Annotated in this window: 24 protein-coding genes, 1 pseudogene and 1 riboswitch; of the genes and pseudogenes, 20 read left to right on the top strand and 5 right to left on the bottom strand. The window is 43.4% G+C overall.

The annotated features are described in order from the left end of the window. Positions 1 to 252 precede the first annotated feature (252 nt). On the top strand, positions 253 to 396 hold the full coding sequence (locus A374_RS20660) for a hypothetical protein (RefSeq protein WP_156793219.1): 144 nt from the start codon (positions 253 to 255) through the stop codon (positions 394 to 396). On the opposite strand, the gene A374_RS13155 is transcribed toward A374_RS20660, so the two are convergent. After that, a complete protein-coding gene (locus A374_RS13155) occupies positions 393 to 827 on the bottom strand; it encodes an Hsp20/alpha crystallin family protein (RefSeq protein WP_007202712.1) in 435 nt (144 codons plus the stop codon). The two genes, A374_RS20660 and A374_RS13155, sit on opposite strands and share 4 nt — an antisense overlap. Positions 828 to 913: 86 nt before the next feature. On the opposite strand from A374_RS13155, the gene gerPC reads away from it, so the two are divergent. Beyond that, positions 914 to 1,180 (top strand): spore germination protein GerPC, encoded by a 267-nt coding sequence (gene gerPC / locus A374_RS13150; protein ID WP_007202711.1) that lies wholly within the window; start codon positions 914 to 916, stop codon positions 1,178 to 1,180. 75 nt (positions 1,181 to 1,255) lie between these two features. Here the strand turns inward: gerPC and A374_RS13145 are convergent, their stop codons facing one another. Next, a complete protein-coding gene (locus A374_RS13145) occupies positions 1,256 to 1,804 on the bottom strand; it encodes a ferritin family protein (RefSeq protein WP_007202710.1) in 549 nt (182 codons plus the stop codon). Between the two features lie 134 nt (positions 1,805 to 1,938). On the opposite strand from A374_RS13145, the gene A374_RS13140 reads away from it, so the two are divergent. From A374_RS13140 to purD, 14 genes are all read left to right on the top strand, one after another. Beyond that, positions 1,939 to 2,466 (top strand): DUF2179 domain-containing protein, encoded by a 528-nt coding sequence (locus A374_RS13140; RefSeq protein ID WP_007202709.1) that lies wholly within the window; start codon positions 1,939 to 1,941, stop codon positions 2,464 to 2,466. Positions 2,467 to 2,468: 2 nt separating this feature from the next. Continuing rightward, positions 2,469 to 2,669 (top strand): NETI motif-containing protein, encoded by a 201-nt coding sequence (locus tag A374_RS13135; protein ID WP_007202708.1) that lies wholly within the window; start codon positions 2,469 to 2,471, stop codon positions 2,667 to 2,669. Positions 2,670 to 2,748: 79 nt separating this feature from the next. Continuing rightward, positions 2,749 to 2,850, top strand: a riboswitch (purine riboswitch). 128 nt (positions 2,851 to 2,978) lie between these two features. Continuing rightward, positions 2,979 to 3,467: a 5-(carboxyamino)imidazole ribonucleotide mutase gene (gene purE / locus A374_RS13130; RefSeq protein ID WP_007202707.1), complete on the top strand. Its 489-nt coding sequence runs from the start codon at positions 2,979 to 2,981 to the stop codon at positions 3,465 to 3,467. Next, positions 3,460 to 4,614, top strand: coding sequence for a 5-(carboxyamino)imidazole ribonucleotide synthase (gene purK / locus A374_RS13125; RefSeq protein ID WP_007202706.1), 1,155 nt, complete (start codon positions 3,460 to 3,462; stop codon positions 4,612 to 4,614). The genes purE and purK overlap by 8 nt, the downstream gene beginning before the upstream one ends. Next, positions 4,611 to 5,903 (top strand): adenylosuccinate lyase, encoded by a 1,293-nt coding sequence (gene purB, locus A374_RS13120; RefSeq protein ID WP_007202705.1) that lies wholly within the window; start codon positions 4,611 to 4,613, stop codon positions 5,901 to 5,903. Before purK ends, purB begins: the two co-directional genes overlap by 4 nt. 137 nt (positions 5,904 to 6,040) lie before the next feature. Next, positions 6,041 to 6,760, top strand: coding sequence for a phosphoribosylaminoimidazolesuccinocarboxamide synthase (purC, locus tag A374_RS13115; RefSeq protein ID WP_007202704.1), 720 nt, complete (start codon positions 6,041 to 6,043; stop codon positions 6,758 to 6,760). Beyond that, complete coding sequence (gene purS, locus A374_RS13110) at positions 6,753 to 7,007, top strand: phosphoribosylformylglycinamidine synthase subunit PurS (protein ID WP_007202703.1); 255 nt, start codon at positions 6,753 to 6,755, stop codon at positions 7,005 to 7,007. The genes purC and purS overlap by 8 nt, the downstream gene beginning before the upstream one ends. Continuing rightward, positions 7,004 to 7,687 (top strand): phosphoribosylformylglycinamidine synthase subunit PurQ, encoded by a 684-nt coding sequence (gene purQ, locus A374_RS13105; RefSeq protein WP_007202702.1) that lies wholly within the window; start codon positions 7,004 to 7,006, stop codon positions 7,685 to 7,687. Before purS ends, purQ begins: the two co-directional genes overlap by 4 nt. Continuing rightward, entirely contained in the window at positions 7,671 to 9,902 is a 2,232-nt protein-coding gene (gene purL, locus A374_RS13100; protein WP_007202701.1) for a phosphoribosylformylglycinamidine synthase subunit PurL, read from the top strand. The genes purQ and purL overlap by 17 nt, the downstream gene beginning before the upstream one ends. Next, a complete protein-coding gene (purF, locus tag A374_RS13095) occupies positions 9,878 to 11,296 on the top strand; it encodes an amidophosphoribosyltransferase (protein ID WP_007202700.1) in 1,419 nt (472 codons plus the stop codon). The genes purL and purF overlap by 25 nt, the downstream gene beginning before the upstream one ends. A 14-nt stretch (positions 11,297 to 11,310) precedes the next feature. Beyond that, positions 11,311 to 12,348, top strand: coding sequence for a phosphoribosylformylglycinamidine cyclo-ligase (gene purM / locus A374_RS13090; protein ID WP_007202699.1), 1,038 nt, complete (start codon positions 11,311 to 11,313; stop codon positions 12,346 to 12,348). After that, a complete protein-coding gene (purN, locus tag A374_RS13085; protein WP_007202698.1) occupies positions 12,345 to 12,932 on the top strand; it encodes a phosphoribosylglycinamide formyltransferase in 588 nt (195 codons plus the stop codon). Before purM ends, purN begins: the two co-directional genes overlap by 4 nt. Before the next feature lie 29 nt (positions 12,933 to 12,961). Continuing rightward, entirely contained in the window at positions 12,962 to 14,494 is a 1,533-nt protein-coding gene (gene purH, locus A374_RS13080) for a bifunctional phosphoribosylaminoimidazolecarboxamide formyltransferase/IMP cyclohydrolase (protein WP_007202697.1), read from the top strand. A 16-nt stretch (positions 14,495 to 14,510) separates the two neighbouring features. Next, the gene (gene purD, locus A374_RS13075; RefSeq protein ID WP_007202696.1) at positions 14,511 to 15,776 is read left to right on the top strand and encodes a phosphoribosylamine--glycine ligase; all 1,266 of its coding nucleotides are present in this window, start codon (positions 14,511 to 14,513) and stop codon (positions 15,774 to 15,776) included. A gap of 479 nt (positions 15,777 to 16,255) precedes the next feature. Here purD and A374_RS20085 read toward each other — a convergent pair. Both A374_RS20085 and A374_RS13070 read right to left on the bottom strand, forming a co-directional pair. Then, positions 16,256 to 16,420: pseudogene (locus tag A374_RS20085) on the bottom strand (transposase); the annotation flags it as partial. A 292-nt stretch (positions 16,421 to 16,712) separates the two neighbouring features. Beyond that, the gene (locus A374_RS13070; protein ID WP_007202695.1) at positions 16,713 to 16,973 is read right to left on the bottom strand and encodes a YgaP family membrane protein; all 261 of its coding nucleotides are present in this window, start codon (positions 16,971 to 16,973) and stop codon (positions 16,713 to 16,715) included. A gap of 101 nt (positions 16,974 to 17,074) precedes the next feature. On the opposite strand from A374_RS13070, the gene A374_RS13065 reads away from it, so the two are divergent. From A374_RS13065 to A374_RS13055, 3 genes are all read left to right on the top strand, one after another. Continuing rightward, positions 17,075 to 18,820 carry an adenine deaminase C-terminal domain-containing protein gene (locus tag A374_RS13065; protein WP_007202694.1) on the top strand — a complete coding sequence of 582 codons (1,746 nt, stop codon included), beginning with the start codon at positions 17,075 to 17,077 and terminating at the stop codon, positions 18,818 to 18,820. Between the two features lie 151 nt (positions 18,821 to 18,971). Beyond that, complete coding sequence (locus tag A374_RS13060; RefSeq protein WP_007202693.1) at positions 18,972 to 19,274, top strand: YerC/YecD family TrpR-related protein; 303 nt, start codon at positions 18,972 to 18,974, stop codon at positions 19,272 to 19,274. 215 nt (positions 19,275 to 19,489) lie between these two features. After that, positions 19,490 to 20,152, top strand: a complete 663-nt coding sequence (locus A374_RS13055) for a VC0807 family protein (protein ID WP_007202692.1) — start codon at positions 19,490 to 19,492, stop codon at positions 20,150 to 20,152. Here A374_RS13055 and A374_RS13050 read toward each other — a convergent pair. Continuing rightward, a complete protein-coding gene (locus tag A374_RS13050) occupies positions 20,149 to 20,691 on the bottom strand; it encodes a GNAT family N-acetyltransferase (protein ID WP_007202691.1) in 543 nt (180 codons plus the stop codon). The two genes, A374_RS13055 and A374_RS13050, sit on opposite strands and share 4 nt — an antisense overlap. A gap of 220 nt (positions 20,692 to 20,911) precedes the next feature. Here A374_RS13050 and A374_RS20080 point away from each other — a divergent pair. Beyond that, a partial coding sequence (locus A374_RS20080) for a geranylgeranylglyceryl/heptaprenylglyceryl phosphate synthase (RefSeq protein WP_007202690.1) occupies positions 20,912 to 21,031 on the top strand: 120 nt, incomplete at its 3' end.

Here is a 21,031-nt window from a genome sequence, read left to right as displayed (position 1 = left end):
GGCTTCCCCCTGTTAGAGTAGGACGTTGCCGGGCAAGGAGGGTAGAACGAATGAAAATTCGTTCTGCCCTTTTTTTATTTCTTTCACTAATCCACACGCATCTTCGCATAAAACAAATCTGCAAGAACGGTCTATCTCATAATTACCTCATAAAAATCTTACCCTACGACCACCTCATTAAATGGGATAAACCTTTGTCCAACCTCATATAATGGTGTGATCACATTTGTCTATCAAAAAGAGGGATCCTACATGAATATTTCAATTAAAAACGTACAGGTAGAAGCTATTACGATGAAAGGCTCATTAAATATCGGAAAAAACTTAATTCTGCGAAAATATGAAATGAAAAAGAAAAAAGACGTTATAATTGAACAACAGCCAACAAAAGATTAATCGTTATAGTCTTGAATATTCACTTTTGCGGTCTCTTTTTCATGCTTTAGCCGAAGTAAACGTAAGTAGAGAATGCCGCGGAAGTAACCTGCGTCAATCGGTGTGTCTTCAACGGGGTGTGGCAATGGAATTTCGCGTTCGAAGGGACCTGTTGCAATTTCCTCTGTCACCGATTGATAATTTGTAACGGCGAAATCAATGGTACCGGTAATTTTTAACGTACGATAATGGATATATACAGAAATGTCATCTATTTTTTTTATCCCAGGAATGTTCATTAAACAGTATACTTCGTGTTCATTTTCATAAATATTGACTAAAGGAGCTTGGCTCGTAAGGCCGAATTCTTTAAAATCTTCAAAGAAATCTTTTCCTAGCACTTGATCAGCATATTTCTTCCACTCGTTCCCTTTATTCCAACTAGGATTCACACATCATCACTCCTTTTTTGTATAGTATATGGGGCGTATGCCTAATTGGTGAGAAGGTATTGATGGTCAGAAGGAGGCGACTACAAATGGACCAAGAACAACTGTATATCATTCTACAGCAAATGCAGCAGCAAATTTTAGATGTACAACGGGAAAATCAAATGCTTAAAGAAACTGTTCAGTCCATGAAGCCGATCACAATTGAAAATGTGAATTATAAGATTCAAGAACTACATGTAAAGGAACTTAAAGGGACGTTAAATATAGGTATTACTGGAGAAGCTAAGCTTGAAGACATGGATACAATCATAGATGATCTCATTGAAAGTCATAGCGAACCAAGTCATGAATAACTCACTTCACCCCTCGTTTGCCTCTTTCCTTAGCATGTTTCCCTAAAAAAAAGAAAAGGCTTATGATGGCCTTTTCTAGCGGCTATTTAATAAGTAGCTAAATTTAACAGCGTGTTTAATTTCATCTGAATATGGTCGGAAAAATGTATCACGTACCGTGGCATCAGTAGCTGCTAAGTAAGCATTTCGATATTTTTCATAGTCAGATAGCTCATCTTCATACGCTTCAAATAAACTTTGACGGAAATCTTTAATTTTTTCGGGACGAATTTTGTAAGCAGGTGCTTTTCCTGTTATAGAAGTGTATAGTTGGGTAAATAATTGTAAGTGCTTCTTTTCATCTTGTGCAGCATCGAGAAGTACTTTTTTGCTATAGTCATTTGGTGCTTGTTCGGCAAGCCTTGTGTAAAAATCAATTGCCGTAGCTTCACCAATAATGCTCGACATGAGTGTATTTAATAACTCTTGATACATTTGATGTTGAGCTTGAGCTTGTTGGCGAGCCGCTTGGTTTTCCCAATAATACTGCCGATCTTGGAATGAGTCATAATAAGAGGAAGGTTGAGCTGGAAAGTAGTACGGTTGCATGTTATCAAGTCCTTTCCGTAACGTACGAATGAACACCTCGGTGTCCTTTAACAGCGTATGAATCGAGACGAGAAAGGTGCCTATCCTAAAGAGACTCTTGCCCTTTTTAGAAAAAGTGGTAATCTAACTGATATGCACCATTTGCTTATGAAGTGAAAGGAGTGAAGGGCATGATTGAAAAAAGTATAATGATGATTCTCATTATTTTACTTATTAATATCGTATATGTTTCGTTTTTTACGATTCGGATGATTTTAACATTAAAAAATCAACGATATTTAGCAGCGCTCATTTCAGTGTTTGAAGTGATTATTTATGTAATTGGTCTTGGTCTTGTCTTGGACAACCTTGATCAAATTCAAAATTTAATTGCTTATGCACTTGGCTATGGTCTTGGCGTTCTTGTTGGTATGAAAATTGAGGAGAAGCTCGCCTTAGGCTATATTACCGTAAATGTCATTACGACAGAGGTAGCAGCGGGCCTTCCTAATGAAATTCGCTCGCGCGGTTATGGTGTTACGGATTGGATGGCCTCTGGTCGAGAAGGGCAGCGATTAATGATGGAAATCTTAACGTCTCGTAAATCGGAAGCTCGTCTTTATGAAACCATTCAAACGTTAGATCCAAAAGCATTTATTATTTCACATGAACCAAAAACGTTCCACGGCGGGTTTTGGGTAAAAAGCATACGGAGGTAGGCATGGAAAAGAAGCCTAAAAAAATGAAATTTGAAGTTCAACCTGGAGAGTCGCTCTCAGCTTGTTTAGATCGGATGGCGTCACAAGGCTATACGCCGGTTCGCAGAATGGAGGAACCTGTTTTTATCGAAGTAAAGAAAAACGGGAAAATTACACAAGAATATCACGAACAACGCATTGTTTTTGAAGGTAAATTGCTGTAAAAACCGAACATTAATAATTTTTATTGAAAAAATGTTCGATTTTCAATTGACAGTGAAATGTGATTTTCGTTACAATATAGGTGACAAAAACATAAGTCCTCATATAATCACAGGGTTATGGCCTGTAAGTTTCTACCTGATGACCGTTATTCATCGGACTATGAGGGAAAGTGCAACGGCTGTTTTCGGCATATCCTCGAAATGAAGTATGTCCAGCGTAGTAGCTTTCTCTTGAGTAGTCTTGAGAAGGTCAGTACACTGGACTTTTTTTATGGAAAAAAGCGTGATGCGAGCAACGGGGAGGATCATATGCAAAAACGTGTAGGCGTGATCATGGGAAGTGTTTCAGATTGGGAGACAATGAAAGAAGCGTGTGAGCGATTAGAGGAGCTAGACGTACCGTACGAAAAGCTCGTCGTATCCGCCCATCGAACACCTGATTTCATGTTTCAATATGCAGAAGAAGCAGAGAATCAAAGCATCGGAGTCATTATTGCAGGCGCGGGTGGCGCGGCTCATTTACCAGGAATGGTGGCAGCAAAGACTGTATTACCGGTTATTGGAGTACCGGTTCAATCGAAAGCACTAAATGGCCTTGATTCGTTACTATCTATCGTTCAAATGCCAGCGGGTGTTCCTGTGGCAACGACAGCGATCGGTAGGGCGGGTGCCGCGAATGCTGGCTTGCTAGCAGCACAAATCCTTGCGGTCTATGATTCAGCTTTAAACGAGCGTTTAAAAAAGCAACGAGAAAAGCTGGCGCAAGCCGCGTTAGAAAGCAGTGATTGCCTTGACTAAAATGATTTTGCCTGGACAAACGATTGGAATCTTAGGTGGTGGCCAGCTTGGACGCATGATGGCGATGAGTGCACGGGAGCTAGGCTATAAAGTTGTTGTGCTTGATCCTGATCCAAATGCACCGTGCGGACCAGTTAGCGATGAACAAATTGTATCAGCCTTTGATGATTCTCATGGCATTCACTTACTAGCGAATGCTAGCGATGTTGTAACGTATGAGTTTGAGAATGTAGATGCCAAAGAGGCAGATTGGCTTCAGAACTATGCCTATTTACCACAAGGAAGTCAGCTTCTAACGCTCACGCAGCATCGACTGCATGAAAAGAAAGCCATTGAGAAAGCTGGCTGTAGAGTAGCGCCTTATGCTCCGGTGAATACAGCGCAAGAGTTAGATGATGCGATCTCCCGTATTAGCTTACCCGCCGTTTTGAAAACGTGTCGTGGAGGTTATGATGGAAAGGGACAGCTTGTACTACAATCGGCAGTTCATGTGGAGGAAGCAAAAGCTTGGCTCGGCGACGGTAAGGAGTGTATTTTAGAAGGGTTTGTTTCCTTCGAAAAAGAGCTTTCTGTGATCGTTACGCGCAGTACAAAAGGTGAAATGACGGCATTCCCTGTTGCTGAGAACATTCATGTTCATCATATCTTAGATCAGAGTATCGTTCCTGCCCGCATATCTAAGCAAAAGCACGAAGAAGCAGTACGCATGGCAATGAACATTGCTGAGAGCTTACAGCTAAGTGGAACGCTCGCCGTTGAACTGTTTTTGGGAGAAGTTGGGGACCTTTATGTTAATGAGCTAGCGCCTCGTCCACATAATTCAGGTCATTATAGTATTGAAGCATGTGAAACGTCACAATTTCAGCAGCATATTCGTGCCATTTGTGGGTTACCGTTAGGCAATACTGAGCTGTTGCGGCCAGCGGTTATGATTAATGTGCTTGGGGAGCATATAAAGCAAGTCATGGCGAATATGGATCTTTTTGACGATGCCAAACTTCATCTATATGGCAAGCGAGAGGCAAAAGCGAAACGGAAAATGGGGCATATTACAGTGCTCGGAGAAACACAAGAAATAGCATTACAAAAAGCAAAACGAATTCGCGATGTGATCCGACATGGCGAAATGGTGGAGGTAACCAGATGATTGAACGTTATACACGCCCAGAGATGGGGGCAATTTGGACAGATGAAAATCGCTTTAAAGCGTGGTTAGAAGTTGAAATTCTTGCTTGTGAAGCATGGGCTGAGCTTGGCGATATTCCTAAGGAAGATGTAAAGAAACTACGTGAAAATGCTTCTTTTGATATTAACCGTATTTTAGAAATTGAACAAGAAACGCGCCATGATGTTGTTGCATTTACACGTGCGGTATCAGAAACGCTAGGCGAGGAGCGCAAGTGGGTTCATTACGGCTTAACGTCCACAGACGTTGTTGATACAGCGCTCTCCTATGTGCTGTTACAAGCAAACGATATTTTAATTAAAGATATTGAACGTTTCATTGATATTATCGCAGCGAAAGCAGCTGAACATAAATATACCGTTATGATGGGACGTACGCACGGTGTACATGCCGAACCAACAACCTTTGGCTTGAAGCTTGCGCTTTGGCATGAAGAGATGAAACGCAATCTTGAGCGCTTTAAGCAAGCTGCAGAATCTGTACGGGTTGGAAAAATTAGCGGCGCGGTTGGAACGTATGCCAATATTGATCCGTTCGTAGAAAAATATGTGTGTGAGCGTCTTGGTTTAGAAGCGGCACCAATTTCAACACAAACGCTACAACGTGACCGTCATGCCCATTATCTATCGGCGCTTGCCCTCGTTGCAACGAGCATTGAAAAGTTCGCCGTTGAAATTCGTGGACTGCAAAAAAGTGAAACACGTGAAGTAGAAGAATTTTTCGCAAAAGGTCAAAAAGGTTCGTCAGCGATGCCGCATAAACGGAACCCAATTGGCTCTGAGAACATGACAGGTTTGGCGCGTGTCATTCGCGGTTATATGATGACGGCTTACGAAAATGTAGCGCTATGGCACGAACGTGATATTTCGCATTCCTCTGCTGAACGCATCATTTTACCAGATGCAACGATTACGCTTAATTATATGCTAAATCGCTTTGGCAATATCGTGAAGAACTTAACGGTTTTCCCAGAAAACATGAAGCGTAACATGACACGGACGTATGGATTGATCTACTCACAACGTGTGCTTCTAAAGCTGATTGATCAAGGAATGAGCCGTGAAGAAGCCTATGATATCGTGCAACCGAAGACGATGACAGCGTGGGAAGAAGGCATTCAATTTAAAGAGCTTGTTGAACAAGAGCCACGCATTACAGAAAAATTAACACAAGAAGAAATTGATGACTGCTTTGACTATTCTTATCACCTACAGCATGTAGATGCGATGTTTGAACGGTTAGGACTGTAGTACCAATTGAAGCTGAGTATTCTTTTTAGAAGTAACGCTCAGCTTTTTCTTTATTATAAACTAATTGATTTTTTACGCTTTTCAAAAAATTGATCGTTTTTTTAGTAGAATTCTATCATTGCAGGGGGACTTTTAAGATGGAAAAACAAGTCTTGCTTTACGAAGGAAAGGCGAAGAAGATATACAGCACGGAAGATCCTCGCGTCGTTTGGATCCAGTATAAAGATGCAGCGACCGCATTTAATGGTGAGAAGAAAGCCGACATTAAGGGGAAGGGTCGGCTGAATAATGAGATTTCGAGTTTGCTATTTTCCTTGTTAGAAGAACGTGGCATTCCCACGCATTTTCTGGAAAAAAAATCAGCTACGGAACAGACCGTTCAACACGTTACGATTATTCCGCTAGAAGTGGTCGTTCGCAATGTCGTAGCAGGATCATTGGCAAAGCGAACAGGCTTTGAAGAAGGGCATGAATTATCGCGCCCAATCGTAGAGTTCTACTACAAAAACGATGCGCTCGGTGATCCTCTTTTTAATGAAGATCATATTGAAGCAATGAAGCTCGCAAAAGAGCAAGAATTACTAGAGATGAGAGCCCTTGCGCTTATGGTGAATAGCGTACTTCTTCCTTATTTTGCAGAGAAAAAAGTACGCTTAATCGATTTTAAGCTGGAATTCGGTCGCAATGAAGAGGGTGCCTTATTACTAGCAGACGAAGTATCGCCTGATACGTGTCGACTATGGGATGAACAAACCAATGAAAAGCTTGATAAAGATGTTTTCCGAAGAGATCTTGGAGAATTAACGGATGCCTATGAAACTATTTTAACTCGTCTAGGGGGAGCGCTTCATGTATAAAGTCAAAGTGTTTGTAACGTTAAAAGAGAGTGTACTCGATCCACAAGGAAGTGCGGTGAAAAGTTCGTTGCATCGCATGGCTTATCATGAAGTGAGTGACGTTCGCATTGGAAAATACTTAGAGCTGACGATAGATGGGCCAGCAGAGTCGCTTGATCACCGCATTCAAGAGATGTGCCACAAGCTATTATCCAATCCTGTTATTGAAGACTATCGTTATGAAGTCGAGGAGGTTGTCGCACTGTGAAGTTTGCCGTCATCGTTTTTCCAGGCTCTAACTGTGATGTAGACATGTATCATGCCATTGTCGATGAGCTCGGTGCCGAAGCAGAATACGTATGGCACGATGAGGACAACCTTGACCGCTTTGATGGCATCTTATTACCAGGTGGTTTTTCTTATGGTGATTATTTACGAACAGGTGCGATTGCTCAGTTTTCAAACGTAATGAGGGAAGTGAAGAAAGCGGCAGAAGAGGGGAAACCGATTCTTGGTGTATGCAATGGCTTTCAAATTCTTTTAGAGGCAGGGTTGCTTCCCGGAGCGATGCGTCGTAATGCATCGTTAAAATTTATTTGTCGTCAAGAAACATTGCTTGTAGAAAACGATCACACGATGTTTACTTCTCTTTACGAACAAGGCGAACGTTTGCAAATTCCGGTTGCTCATGGTGAAGGGAACTACTATTGTGATGAAGAAACGCTCCAAATGTTAGAAAAGCAACAACGGATTGTTTTTCGCTATTGCAACAATCCAAATGGCTCAATAGCTAACATTGCTGGCATTATAAATGAACGTGGCAATGTTCTCGGCATGATGCCACATCCGGAGCGAGCAATGGATACCTTAATTGGAAGTGCGGATGGCGTGAAACTTTTTCAATCAATCGTAAAAAGCTGGAGGGAACAGTATGTCTTATCTTCATGAACCGACTGCCACACAAATTCAAGAACAGCATTTGTATCGAGACATGGGCCTCAGTGATGACGAGTTTACACTCGTGCAAAACATTCTCGGCCGCTTACCGAATTGGACCGAAACCGGTTTGTTTTCCGTCATGTGGAGTGAACACTGCTCGTATAAAAACTCAAAGCCTGTATTGAAAAAGTTTCCTGTCACAGGGCCGCGCGTATTACAAGGACCAGGTGAAGGAGCAGGAATCGTCGATATTGGCGATGAACAAGCGGTTGTTTTTAAAATTGAAAGCCATAACCATCCCTCAGCTATTGAACCGTATCAAGGTGCAGCAACCGGTGTTGGTGGCATCATTCGCGATGTATTTTCAATGGGTGCACGTCCAGTAGCGCTCTTAAATTCATTACGATTCGGTGAACTGACGTCTCCGCGCGTGCACTATTTATTCGAAGAGGTCGTTGCGGGTATTGCCGGGTACGGTAACTGTATCGGAATTCCGACAGTAGGGGGCGAAGTGCACTTTGATGCTTCCTATGATGGGAATCCTCTCGTCAATGCGATGTGTGTGGGGCTAATCGATCATCGTGATATTCAAAAAGGGCAAGCAAAAGGTGCAGGTAATTCTGTGATGTATGTAGGCGCAAAAACAGGGCGCGACGGCATTCATGGCGCGACATTTGCCTCAGAAGAATTAACCGAGTCCTCTGAAGAGAAACGTCCGGCTGTTCAAGTGGGCGATCCGTTTATGGAAAAGCTATTGCTTGAAGCGTGCTTAGAGTTAATTCAAACGTGTGATGGTCTTGTTGGCATTCAAGACATGGGAGCGGCAGGTCTTACGAGTTCATCCGCTGAAATGGCCAGTAAGGCAGGGATGGGGATCGAGATGAACTTAGATCTCGTACCGCAACGCGAAACGAATATGACACCGTATGAAATGATGTTATCAGAATCACAAGAACGCATGTTGATTGTCATGGAAAAAGGGCGTGAAGCCGAAGCGCATGCCATTTTTGATAAATGGGGTCTTGAAGCAAAAGTAGTCGGCACAGTGATTGAAGAACAAACGTTGCGTTTGTTGCATCATGGTGAAATTGTAGCTAACGTTCCAGTTGATGCGTTAGCAGAAGACGCACCTGTGTATGAAAAGCCATCTTGTGAACCAGCTTATTTTCAACAATATCAACAAGAAGCACCGTTCGTACCACACGTTACGAATCCAAAAGAAACGTTACTTCAACTGTTAGCACAACCTTCTATTGCAAGCAAAGCATGGGTGTTTGATCAATATGATTATATGGTGCGCACGAATACGGTCGTACCACCAGGCTCTGATGCAGCGGTCATTCGCATCCGAGAAACAAATAAGGCACTTGCGATGACGACCGATTGCAATGCGCGTTATATCTACTTGGATCCAGAAACGGGTGGCGCCATTGCGGTTGCGGAAGCAGCTAGAAATCTCGTTTGTTCAGGAGCGGAGCCGCTAGCGCTTACCGACTGCTTAAACTATGGTAGCCCTGATAAGCCAGAAATCTTTTGGCAACTTGAAAAATCAACAGACGGGATGAGCGAGGCGTGTCGTGTCTTGGAAACGCCCGTTATTGGCGGAAATGTTTCGCTTTATAACGAAACAAATGGTGTGGCAATCTATCCTACACCCGTCATTGGGATGGTTGGTCTCGTTCATGATTTAGCACACATTACGACGCAATATGTAAAAACAGCCGGTGATCTCTTATATGTCATTGGAGGAACGGATGCTTCCTTTGGCGGTAGCGAGCTACAAAAAATGCAACAAGGCTTTATTTCAGGCGCCGCTCCAAAGATTGATTTAGATGTAGAGCGTATGCGCCAACAGCAACTCTTATCAGCCATTCAACAAGGGCTCGTGCAATCCGCACATGATCTTGCGGAAGGTGGACTAGCTGTGGCAGTGGCAGAAAGCATGATGGAAGGTAGTGTCGGTGCTAGCATTACTATTACTGGCGAGAGAGATGCCGCCCTTTTTAGTGAAACGCAATCTCGCTTTCTCGTATCTGTAAAAAAAGAGCATGCTAGCGTATTTGAAACGATTTGTGAGGATGCACATTCTATTGGTGTAGTAACAGATGAGCCAAAGCTTGTCATACATGATGAACAAGCGGGTGTCGTGCTCGAGGCATCACAGGAAGAGCTGCTCGCTGCCTGGAAAGGAGCGATTCCATGCTTGCTGACATCAAAGGCTTAAATGAAGAATGTGGTGTATTTGCGATATGGGGCCATCCTGATGCGGCTCAGCTTACGTATTACGGCTTGCATAGCTTGCAGCATCGTGGTCAAGAAGGTGCGGGCATTGCTGTAACGGATGGTGAAAAGGTAAAGATGCATAAAGGCGCGGGCCTCGTGACCGAAGTGTTTAGCCAAGGCGAGCTCGCGGATCTTGCTGGATACGGCGCGATTGGACACGTACGGTATTCAACGGCTGGTGGCAATGAATATGCTAACGTTCAGCCCCTGTTGTTTCGCTCGCAAACGACGAGTCTAGCTTTAGCGCATAACGGCAACCTCGTCAATGCGAATGCCTTGAAGCATCAGCTTGAGGCACAAGGCAGTATTTTTCAAACAACGTCTGATACCGAGGTGCTAGCTCATTTAATTAAACGAAGCGGTTATGTGCAGTTGAAAGACCAAGTAAAAAATGCGCTACGCATGTTAAAAGGGGCCTATGCCTTCGTGTTAATGACGGAAAATGAGCTGATGGTTGCACTCGATCCGAATGGCTTGCGACCGCTTTCCATCGGTTTACTGGGTGATGCGTATGTTGTCGCTTCCGAGACGTGTGCCTTTGACGTTGTTGGTGCCCAATATATACGTGATGTAAAGCCGGGTGAATTACTAACGATTACGAACGACGGGTTAGAAAAAGATCATTTTTCATCGGGTACAAATCGCGCCATCTGCTCCATGGAATACATTTACTTCTCTCGTCCAGATAGCAGTATTGATCAAATTAATATCCATAGTGCCCGCAAACGGTTAGGAAAGGTGCTTTATAACGAAGCGCCTATTGAAGCGGATGTTGTAACAGGTGTACCGGACTCTAGTATTTCGGCAGCGATTGGCTATGCCGAAGCTTCAGGAATTCCCTATGAAATTGGTTTAATTAAAAATCGTTATGTGGGACGCACCTTTATTCAGCCGTCACAAGAGCTTCGCGAGCTTGGTGTGAAAATGAAATTGTCGCCTGTGCGCGGTATCGTAGAAGGAAAGCGTGTGGTGATGGTAGATGATTCGATCGTACGTGGAACAACGTCACGTCGAATCGTAAACATGTTGCGTGAGGCAGGCGCCACAGAAGTTCACGTGCGCATTACCGCGCCACCTATTGCTCATCCTTGTTATTACGGCATTGATACGTCAGAACGAGAAGAGCTCATTGCCGCGAATCACACAGTAGAGGAAATTCGCGAAATAATAGGTGCTGACTCTCTTTCTTTTTTATCAATAGAAGGCCTATTAGAAGGAATTGGGCGTCCTGCGACAGATCCTAATAACGGCCAGTGCTTAGCATGTTTTACCGGAAAATACCCAACGGAAATTTATTCAGATACGGTTCTTCCGTATGAAAAAGAAATGGTATAAAGGGGCGAACGAACGTGGCTGAAGCATACAAACAAGCAGGTGTAGATATTAAAGCAGGCTATGAAGCCGTGCATCGCATGAAAAAGCACGCGCTGCGTACGAAACGAAAAGAAGTGTTGTCAGGTCTTGGTGGCTTTGGCGCAATGTTTGATTTATCACAGCTAGCTTATAAGGAGCCGGTACTCGTTTCTGGGACAGATGGTGTAGGTACAAAGCTTATGGTTGCGATTGAAATGGATCAGCACGACAGCATTGGCATTGATGCTGTTGCCATGTGTGTGAATGATATTGTTGCTCAAGGCGCTGAACCCCTTTATTTTTTAGACTATATGGCGTGTGGTAAGTTAGAGCCAGCAAAAGCAGAAGCCATTGTATCCGGTATTGCAGATGGCTGCCAGCAAGCAGGCTGTGCATTAATTGGTGGAGAAACGGCAGAAATGCCGGGCATGTATAAGGATGACGACTATGATGTGGCAGGCTTTGCGGTTGGTGTTGCTGAAAAGGCGAAGCTCCTTTCTCCTGAACGGGTACAGGAAGGTGATTTGCTCATCGGTCTCGCTTCAAATGGTCTGCATAGCAATGGCTACTCACTCGTTCGGCACATCCTGTTTGAACAAAATGCGTATACATTGACGATGCCCTTTGCACAGAGTGGACATACGCTCGGCGAGGAATTATTACGACCAACAAAAATTTATGTGGCTTCACTTTTGCACGTTTTCAAGCAGTTTACCATTCATGGCGCCGCGCATATTACGGGCGGTGGTTTTGAGGAAAATATTCCGCGGATGCTGCCAGACGGCTTATGTGCGGAAGTTGATTATGGCTCGTGGCCCATTCCGCCCATCTTTGATTTCATTGAAGAGAGTGGCAACTTAAGTCGCAAAGAAATGTTTACAACCTTTAATATGGGCATTGGGATGGTGCTCGCTGTTCCTCATGAAGAAGCGATTCCCGTCATTGCTGCCCTCGAAGAACGTGGGGAGAAAGCCTATCTTCTCGGTCGCGTCAAAGCAGGTTATGAATTTTCATTTGGCGGAGGTGCCTTGTGACGAAGAATATTGCCATCTTTGCTTCAGGTAGTGGCTCAAATTTTCAGGCGTTACTTCGTGCCATTGAGAAGCAACGCTTACAAGCCAATCCTGTTTTGCTCGTATGTGATTCGCCGCACGCACTCGTCATTGATCGTGCGAAAGCGGCTGGTGTCGATTGTTTTGTCTTCTCACCAAAAGCCTACAGTTCAAAAGCGATGTTTGAAAAGGATATTTTGCTGCAGTTGCAAGAAAAGCACGTTGATTGGATCGTCTTAGCGGGCTACATGCGACTCATTGGAGAAACGCTTCTAACACCGTTTGCTGGTCGCATCCTAAATATACATCCATCGCTTTTACCATCTTTTCCTGGTAAAGATGCGATTGGGCAAGCATTGCAGGCAGGGGTTAACATTTCTGGCGTAACGATTCATTATGTGGATCACGGGATGGATACAGGTCCTATTATTGCCCAGCAGGCCGTCGTCGTCCGTAGTGATGATACGAAAGCCTCGTTAGCACGGAGAATTCAGAAGGTGGAGCATGCATTATATCCACGGATCATCCAAGAGCTATTTCATGAAACAACAGCACTCAGTGTATAGACAGAAGATTACGTAGGAGGCAGACTATGATGAAAAAACGTGCGTTAGTGTCCGTATCCAATAAAGAAGGACTTGTTCCATTTGCAGCAACATTAGTGGAGGAAGGCTTTGAAATTGTCTCAACCGGAGGAACGAGCAAAGTGCTTCAAGAAGCGGGTATTGCTGTTACGAACATTTCCGATGTAACAGGTTTTCCTGAAATTATGGATGGTCGTGTAAAAACGTTGCATCCGAACATTCATGGGGGCTTGCTTGCGGTTCGTGACGATGCAAATCATATGCAGCAGCTACATGAGCACGAAATTACGCCCATCAATCTTGTAGTGGTCAATTTATATCCTTTTAAAGAAACGATTGCGAAGAAGGATACAACAGTAGCGGAAGCGATTGAGAATATCGACATTGGTGGACCGAGCATGCTTCGTTCAGCAGCAAAAAATCATCGCTATGTTACCGTAGTGGTTGATCCTGCGGATTATGAAACCGTTGCAGCTGAAGTGAAAAGCGGTGCTGTCTCGCTTGAAACGAAACAGCGATTAGCGGCTAAAACATTCCGTCATACAGCAGCTTATGATGCCCTTATTGCTACGTATTTAACGAATTTAACCGAAGATCCTGATCCTGAATCTATTACACTTACATATGAAAAAAAACAAGCACTGCGATATGGTGAAAATCCACATCAAAAAGCTACTTTTTATGAAGCACCCTTTGGAGCAACGCAATCGATTACGAAGGCGAAACAGCTACATGGCAAAGAGCTTTCCTATAACAATATTAATGATGCTAACGCAGCATTACGTATTGTAAAGGAATTTACCGAGCCGACGGTAGTAGCTGTTAAACATATGAACCCTTGTGGCGTTGGTACCGGTTCGACGACCTTTGATGCGTTTCAAAAAGCATTTGCCGCCGATCCTATTTCCATTTTCGGAGGCATTATCGCCTGTAACACAACGGTGGATGAACAGACAGCCCAAAAGATGAGTGACATTTTCTTAGAAATGATTATTGCGCCCGACTTTGCTCCGGAAGCTCTTGCTCTTCTTACGAAAAAGAAAAATATTCGTCTGCTAACGGTTGGCGTGGAGCAGGCACTACAACCAGAACGCCAGCTCACAACCGTATCCGGGGGTCTACTTCTGCAAGATGAGGACATTTTAGGCTTTGATGATGCAGTACTGAATGTTGTAACGAAGCGTCAGCCGACTCCTCAAGAATGGGAAGACTTAAAGCTTGCTTGGAAAGTTGTAAAGCATGTGAAATCAAATGCCATTGTGTTAGTAAAAGACAATATGACGATTGGCGTTGGCGCAGGACAAATGAACCGTGTCGGTGCTGCTGAGATCGCTATTGCGCAAGCGGGTGAAAAGGCAAGAAACAGTGCCCTTGGCTCAGATGCATTTTTCCCAATGGATGATACGGTCGAAGCTGCAGCAAAAGCTGGTGTTACAGCGATCATTCAACCGGGTGGTTCCATTAAAGACGAAGACTCTATAAAAAAAGCCGATGAGTATGGCATAACCATGGTCTTGACTGGTATTCGTCACTTTAAACATTAAGGAGGGTCTTTGTGAGATGAATGTATTAGTCGTTGGAAAAGGTGGACGTGAGCATACCATTGCTTGGCGATTCAAACAAAGTGCAAGTGTTCAGCAAGTCTATGTGGCACCCGGAAATCCTGGAATGAGCGATGTTGCCGAATGTGTGGATATTAGTGAGCATGATCATGAAGCGCTTATTGCATTTGCTCGTGATCATGAGATCGCACTAACTTTTGTTGGTGCAGAAGGACCGTTGCTTGCTGGTCTCGTAGATGATTTCAAGCGAGCGGGCTTAACGGTATTTGGACCGAGTGCAGAGGCTGCACTCATCGAGGGTAGTAAATCGTTCGCAAAAGATCTTATGAAGAAATATAACATTCCGACCGCGGCATATGAAGTGTTTCACAACTATGAAGCAGCACTAGCGTACATTCATCAGCAAGGCGCTCCAATCGTGCTGAAAGCAGACGGATTAGCGGCAGGGAAGGGTGTCACCGTTGCCATGACAATCGATGAAGCTGAGCGCGCACTAAAAAGCATGATGAAAGATGAGCAGTTTGGTGATGCAGGCAAAGCTGTTGTCATTGAAGCGTTTTTGCAAGGAGAAGAGTTTTCGTACATGGCCTTTGTCAACGGCAGTGATGTCTATCCAATGGTTATCGCTCAAGATCACAAACGAGCATTCGATGGCGACGCTGGTCCCAATACAGGAGGAATGGGCGCGTATTCTCCCGTTCCACACATCGCGACGGATGTGGTGGATTATGCAAAGCAACAAATTTTGCAAGCTACTGCCGATGCGCTTGTTGAAGAAGGGCGTCCGTTTACAGGCGTCCTCTATGCAGGATTAATTGCTACCGAAAACGGACCCAAGGTAATTGAATTTAATGCGCGCTTTGGTGATCCAGAAACCCAAGTCGTTCTACCGCGACTAGAAGGTGATTTTGCTCAAGTATTGCTCGCCATATTGCAAGGGAATACGGTAGAAATGAATTGGAGTCAGGACGCTTATCTCGGGGTCGTGCTCGCCGCTAAAGGCTATCCAGGTAGTTATAAAAAAGGTCAAGAAATTACAGGCTGCGACGCCCTCCAAGCAGATACGCTCCTTTTTCATGCAGGTATAAAAAAGCAAGATAGTAAGCTTATAACAGACGGTGGACGCGTCTTACTCGTCGCCTGCAAAGCCCCGACCGTGTTAGAAGCTCAGCGAAAAGTTTACCGTGAAATGCAACAACTAACGTGCGAAGGCTCTTTTTATCGAACCGATATTGGGAATCGAGCCATAGGAGCACTCATCTAAGAACTAAAGCTAGAATTGAGGAGCTGGATTCGCGCAGGGAGAGTGACTCTGGGAAAGTGCGCGGGAGGGGTGAGGGTTCCGTTCGCGCGCAGAAGAGTTCTGTTCGCGCGCAGAGGGGCTTCGTTCGCGCGCAGGAGGGCTCGGTTCGCGCGCAGAGGGGCTCGGCTCGCGCGCAGAAGGGTTCGATTCGCGCGCAGCGGGGTTCGATTCGCGCGCAGGAGCCTCTATGCAAGCTGAAAAAGGGCCAAATCTCATGTGAAAGGCACGAAGTTATGTGCTGAAGCACTAAAAAGTAGAAAAAGCATGTAAAAAGCAGCAAATCAATCTTAAAAGAGGCAAATTATGCGTAAGAGGAATGGATGCGACACTAAAAGGTCGGTCGCGCGCAGAAGGGTCCCTTTTGCGCGCAAGATAGAGTCAAGTACATAATAGTGTGTAAAAATCTAAATTAGTCTTAATCCTGTTACGCTAAACCTTATTTAGTTGTTGGAGGTAGAACCTTCTGCAGGCGGTAAATATTTACGGTTCCCGGCATCGAGTGTTTTTTCATAATCCATGAGAACCGCCCCGATCAATCGAAAGGCGGACTGCGTGTTAGGGAAAATGCGAACGACACGCTCTCTCCGGCGAATCTCACTATTTAATTATTCTTGGCTTTTGGTTGTTCCTGCGAGAGGACAGCACTTTAAATTTCTCAAATTAATTTGGGTCATAACCATTCCTCCTTTACATTTTTTCCTGGTAGAAAACAATGTAACATAAGGATGGTTGTGACCTTTTTTTTTACAAAATATCTAGACACAGAGAGTTGAATTACATAAATGCAAATCCACAAAGTAGCATACAACCCTCAATCAAATCCCCGCAACTAAAACAGTTCCTCTTCTACAATAAAAAAACACCGAAACTGCCTTAAGCAGTTTCGATGCCATGCTGTTAGCTTGGGTTAATCGGTGAGCCGTCTTTTGAAATGTCATCTAAATCCATGTCTTTTAGTTGGGAGCTTTGTTTCATAAGCTCAGTAGCTGGACAGAAGCGTAAGATTCCGCTTCCTACTTTTAGGCCAGCTAGCATCATCATCATGAGATAGCTCCCTTTGTATGGTTTTCTTGTATATTTTGCTGTGAGCATTGAAAGTAAAGTTAACCCGCAGGCAATGCGTATCATAGCGTTTATGATGCCGATATTTTGTTTCATGAAATAGTGTCTCCTTTATGAATGTTTGTGGAACGAACAACCATGAAAGCCCTTTCTATGGTATCCTTAGGGAAATGCTAATTTAAGAAAAAGGTGAAACTATGTCGAACCAGTTTTTGTTTTGGTCGAAAGCGGAACTTCGCCGCCATACGGCCGTTGTTGCCGGAGAGCTAGCACCGTCGATCCTTTTAAAAAACGCGACGTATTTAAATGCAGCTCGCCATTGCTGGACGAAGGGGAACATTTGGATTTATGAGAATCGCGTTGTATACGTTGGAAACGAACTTCCGGTTAATGTAGCTGGAACCGAAATTGTTGACTTGGACGGGAAGTATGTTGTTCCAGGCTATATTGAGCCGCATGCGCACCCTTTTCAATTATATAATCCCCAAACGCTTGGGCATTATGCAGCGGTGCGGGGAACAACGACATTCTTATGCGATAACCTTGTGTTGTTTTTAACGTTACCTATTACGAAAGCGCTTACTTTAATGGAAGATCTCAATAAACAGCACTATACATACTACTGGTGGTGCCGCTATGACTCCCAGTCGGAGCTACAAAATGAAGAAGCGTTATTTTCACTAAGCAATATTAAAAAGATGTTAGCTTCACCTTATGTGATTCAAGGTGGGGAGTTAACGAGTTGGCCTAAAGTTCTTCAAGGTGATGACCACCTGTTACACTTTATGAGGGAAACGAGAAGTGTCGGAAAACGGATTGAAGGTCATTTACCTGGATCTTCTGAGAAAACGCTTACACAGATGTCATTGCTTGGCGTTGACTGTGATCATGAAGCCATGACAGGTGAGGAAGCGATTCGTCGCCTTGATTTAGGATTAACGACATCGCTACGTTATTCATCAATTCGTCCGGATGCTCGGAACATTTTACGAGAGATGCTAGAGGCGAATTGTGTGCATTCTTTTGACCGTGTCTTTTTTACGACGGATGGCTCTACACCGGGCTTTTATGAGCAAGGGGTTACTGATACGATGATTGCCATGGCCATTGAAGAAGGCATTGATCCCATTGACGCGTATAAGATGGCATCGTATAACATTGCGCGTTATTACGGTAAAGACCACTTGTTTGGAATGGTAGCACCAGGAAGAGTCGCTCATTTAAATATTTTAGATGACGTGAACAATCCGACTCCAGTATCGGTGTTAGCAAAGGGACAATGGGTAAAGAAAAATGAGGTTGATCAAACAGAGGTGCCCGCATTTCCGTGGAAGGAATATGGTATGGAGCCTTTGGAGTTGCAATGGGATCTTTCGTTGAAGGATTTTCAATTTAGTTCTTACGTCGGCATGGATATGGTCAATTCCGTTATTACGAAACCGTATAATGTCCAGCTTAACATTGGGGAAGATGAGCTTCATATGGATCATGATGAGTGCTTTTTTATGCTGATTGATCGTAAAGGGACATGGCGTGTCAATACAATTTTAAAAGGCTTTGCTCGCCAATTATCTGGTTTTGCAAGCTCGTATTCAAACACCGGAGATATTATTTTAATTGGTAAAAACAAACGGGATATGTTACTTGCCTTCAATCGGATGAAAGAACTAAAAGGCGGGATTGTTCTTATTGAAAATGGAGACGTTATTTCTGAAATTCCGTTGCCGCTTGCTGGAGGAATGTCTAGTGCATCGATGGAAGAGATGATTGAGAGTGAAAAGGGGTTAGTAAAAGCGCTTCGTGAACGAGGTTATTCTTTCGAAGACCCCATCTACTCGTTATTATTTTTCTCATCGACTCATCTGCCGTACATTCGTATTACACCTGTTGGATTATTTGATGTGAAAAAGAAAGTCATACTCTTTCCTTCAATTATGCGTTAAACTATAAAAGAAGAGAAGATCGAAGGGGATTGCAAAGGATTGCTTTACCGCTTTAATAGGTGACAATAAACTTCCCTTCTGATACGATACAATTAAGGCGTCTAATAATCAAGGTCGTTTTGATTGAAAGAGCAGAGGAGTGCAGTTCAATATGCAAATTGATAAATTACGTGGAAAAGCATTGGATCAGTTGTTTGAGTCCATTCTTTCTCTTAAAGATTTAGAAGAATGTTATAAGTTTTTCGATGATTTGTGTACGATGAACGAAATTCAATCGTTAGCACAAAGACTTGAAGTGGCTCGCATGTTGCGAGAAGGAAACACTTATCATAAAATTGAAACAGAAACGGGAGCAAGTACAGCAACGATTTCCCGTGTTAAACGTTGTCTTAACTTCGGAAACGATGCGTATCAAATGGCGCTCGATCGCGTGCATGGCACAGAAGCGAAGTAATGCAAACTAAAGAAGTTCTCGGCCCATTGTGACCGAGAACTTCTTTTCGCATCATTTCTTAAAAGTTTGTGAAATGCGGGATGAGATAGTGATAATTTTTACCATGCATGGTATGATTTTTATAGCGTTATTGCCTTCTTCATGTGTTGCAAAAAGAAGCGCAATGGTTCGAATACTATGAATGAAACCAATTTAAACAACAGGAAGTGAAGCTTGTGAAGAAATACACAGTCATTTTCGATTTGCTGTTTTATCTTGTGATTCCTTATTTGATTTGGAATCAAGGTAGACATATGATTGGCGATTATTATGCAATCCTGCTTTCTTCAGCACCGGGTTTTGTGTATACCATCTACCGCTTTGTGAAAGAGAAGCAGTTTAACATTACTGGGTTATTTATTCTGTTCTCATTGTTTGCCGGCACGCTCGTTGATTTATTATCAGGATCAGCAGAACGCTTGCTTTGGAATCAAGTTTTCTTTGGACTTTTCATGTCTGTCTTAATTTCATCGACGATTTTCTTTAAGCAACCTCTTGGCATGCATTTTGCGATTGATGTAGCGTTCTTACAAGGAGAGCCTCGAGAAAAAACGCAAGCACTTTATCGTAAAAAAGCGTTCTATAAATATTTTGTCGCACTAACAGGATTATTTGCGTTTCGTAGCTTGTTTCAAGCGGGCTTGAAAACGTATTTTATTATGGAATATGGCGCGAAGAAGTATGACTTTATCTTAGTTGCCATGAAGATATCTGGCTGGATTTTCGGTGGCTTAATTGCGGCATCGTTCGTATTTATTACGTTAAAAGTGTACAACTATCAAGAAAAAAATAAAGAGCTTCAATCAGAAGCAACGATTCAAACAGAACCTAAAATTTAATGCTTCCATTCTTCCGCTAACATACGATACAAAACAACATCGGTGAAGTGATCATAAAGCCACTCACCTTGTTGTAATGTACCTTCGTTCGTAAAGCCAAGCCGCTCAGCTATTGCGCGGCTTTTTTTATTGCCAAGAGCGGCGCGAAGCTCGAGACGATTCAATTGTAAGGAAGAAAACGCATAGGAAATGAGACCTGAACAAGCTCTACTCATAATGCCGTTTCCTTCGAGTCCTTTTACGAGCCAGTAGCCAATACTAGCAGAGTAGTTATTCCATTTTATATCATAAAGTGCAAGCGATCCTGCAGGGGTTCCTCGGTACCAGACAAGGGTGACGACATCACTCATTTCTTCATACTTTTGCAGCGCTGCTTTTATGAACTGTTTAGAATCTTTTAACGTGCGTGTGTAATCAACCCACCCGAGCCATTGTCTTAAATGATCGCGTGATTGTTCGGTCATTTGAAAGAAAAGTGGCGCTTCTTTTTTCTCAAGAAGCTTTAGAGAAATCTCATCATCAATTTGTAGATAAAACATGGTCATTCTCCTGTTCTGCACGGGAATCGAAAAATCCGTTTTCTCTACGGGTTCCGAGATGAGCATCGCTTTATTTTTTGATATAATGGCAAAAGGTATAAAAAGAGAAAACCAACCCGGTTCGTAAACGGGAACTACGTATAAATTTTTTGTGAAACGCCCGATTGTTACGGGCGTTTCACTATTGAATGCTGCATCATTTTCAATCATAGGAGGATATATGGAATTTAATTATGAAGTTTGGAAGCATGTGTTTAAGTTAGATCCTGCGAAAGAAATTTCGGATGCGCATTTAGAACTGCTCTGTGAATCTGGGACAGATGCTATTTTTATTGGCGGG

Source organism: Fictibacillus macauensis ZFHKF-1 (assembly GCF_000269865.1).
In the GTDB taxonomy this organism is placed as follows: domain Bacteria; phylum Bacillota; class Bacilli; order Bacillales; family Fictibacillaceae; genus Fictibacillus_C; species Fictibacillus_C macauensis.
The sequence above is the reverse complement of the archived record's forward strand: the minus strand, read 5'-3'. Positions and strand labels throughout refer to the sequence as shown.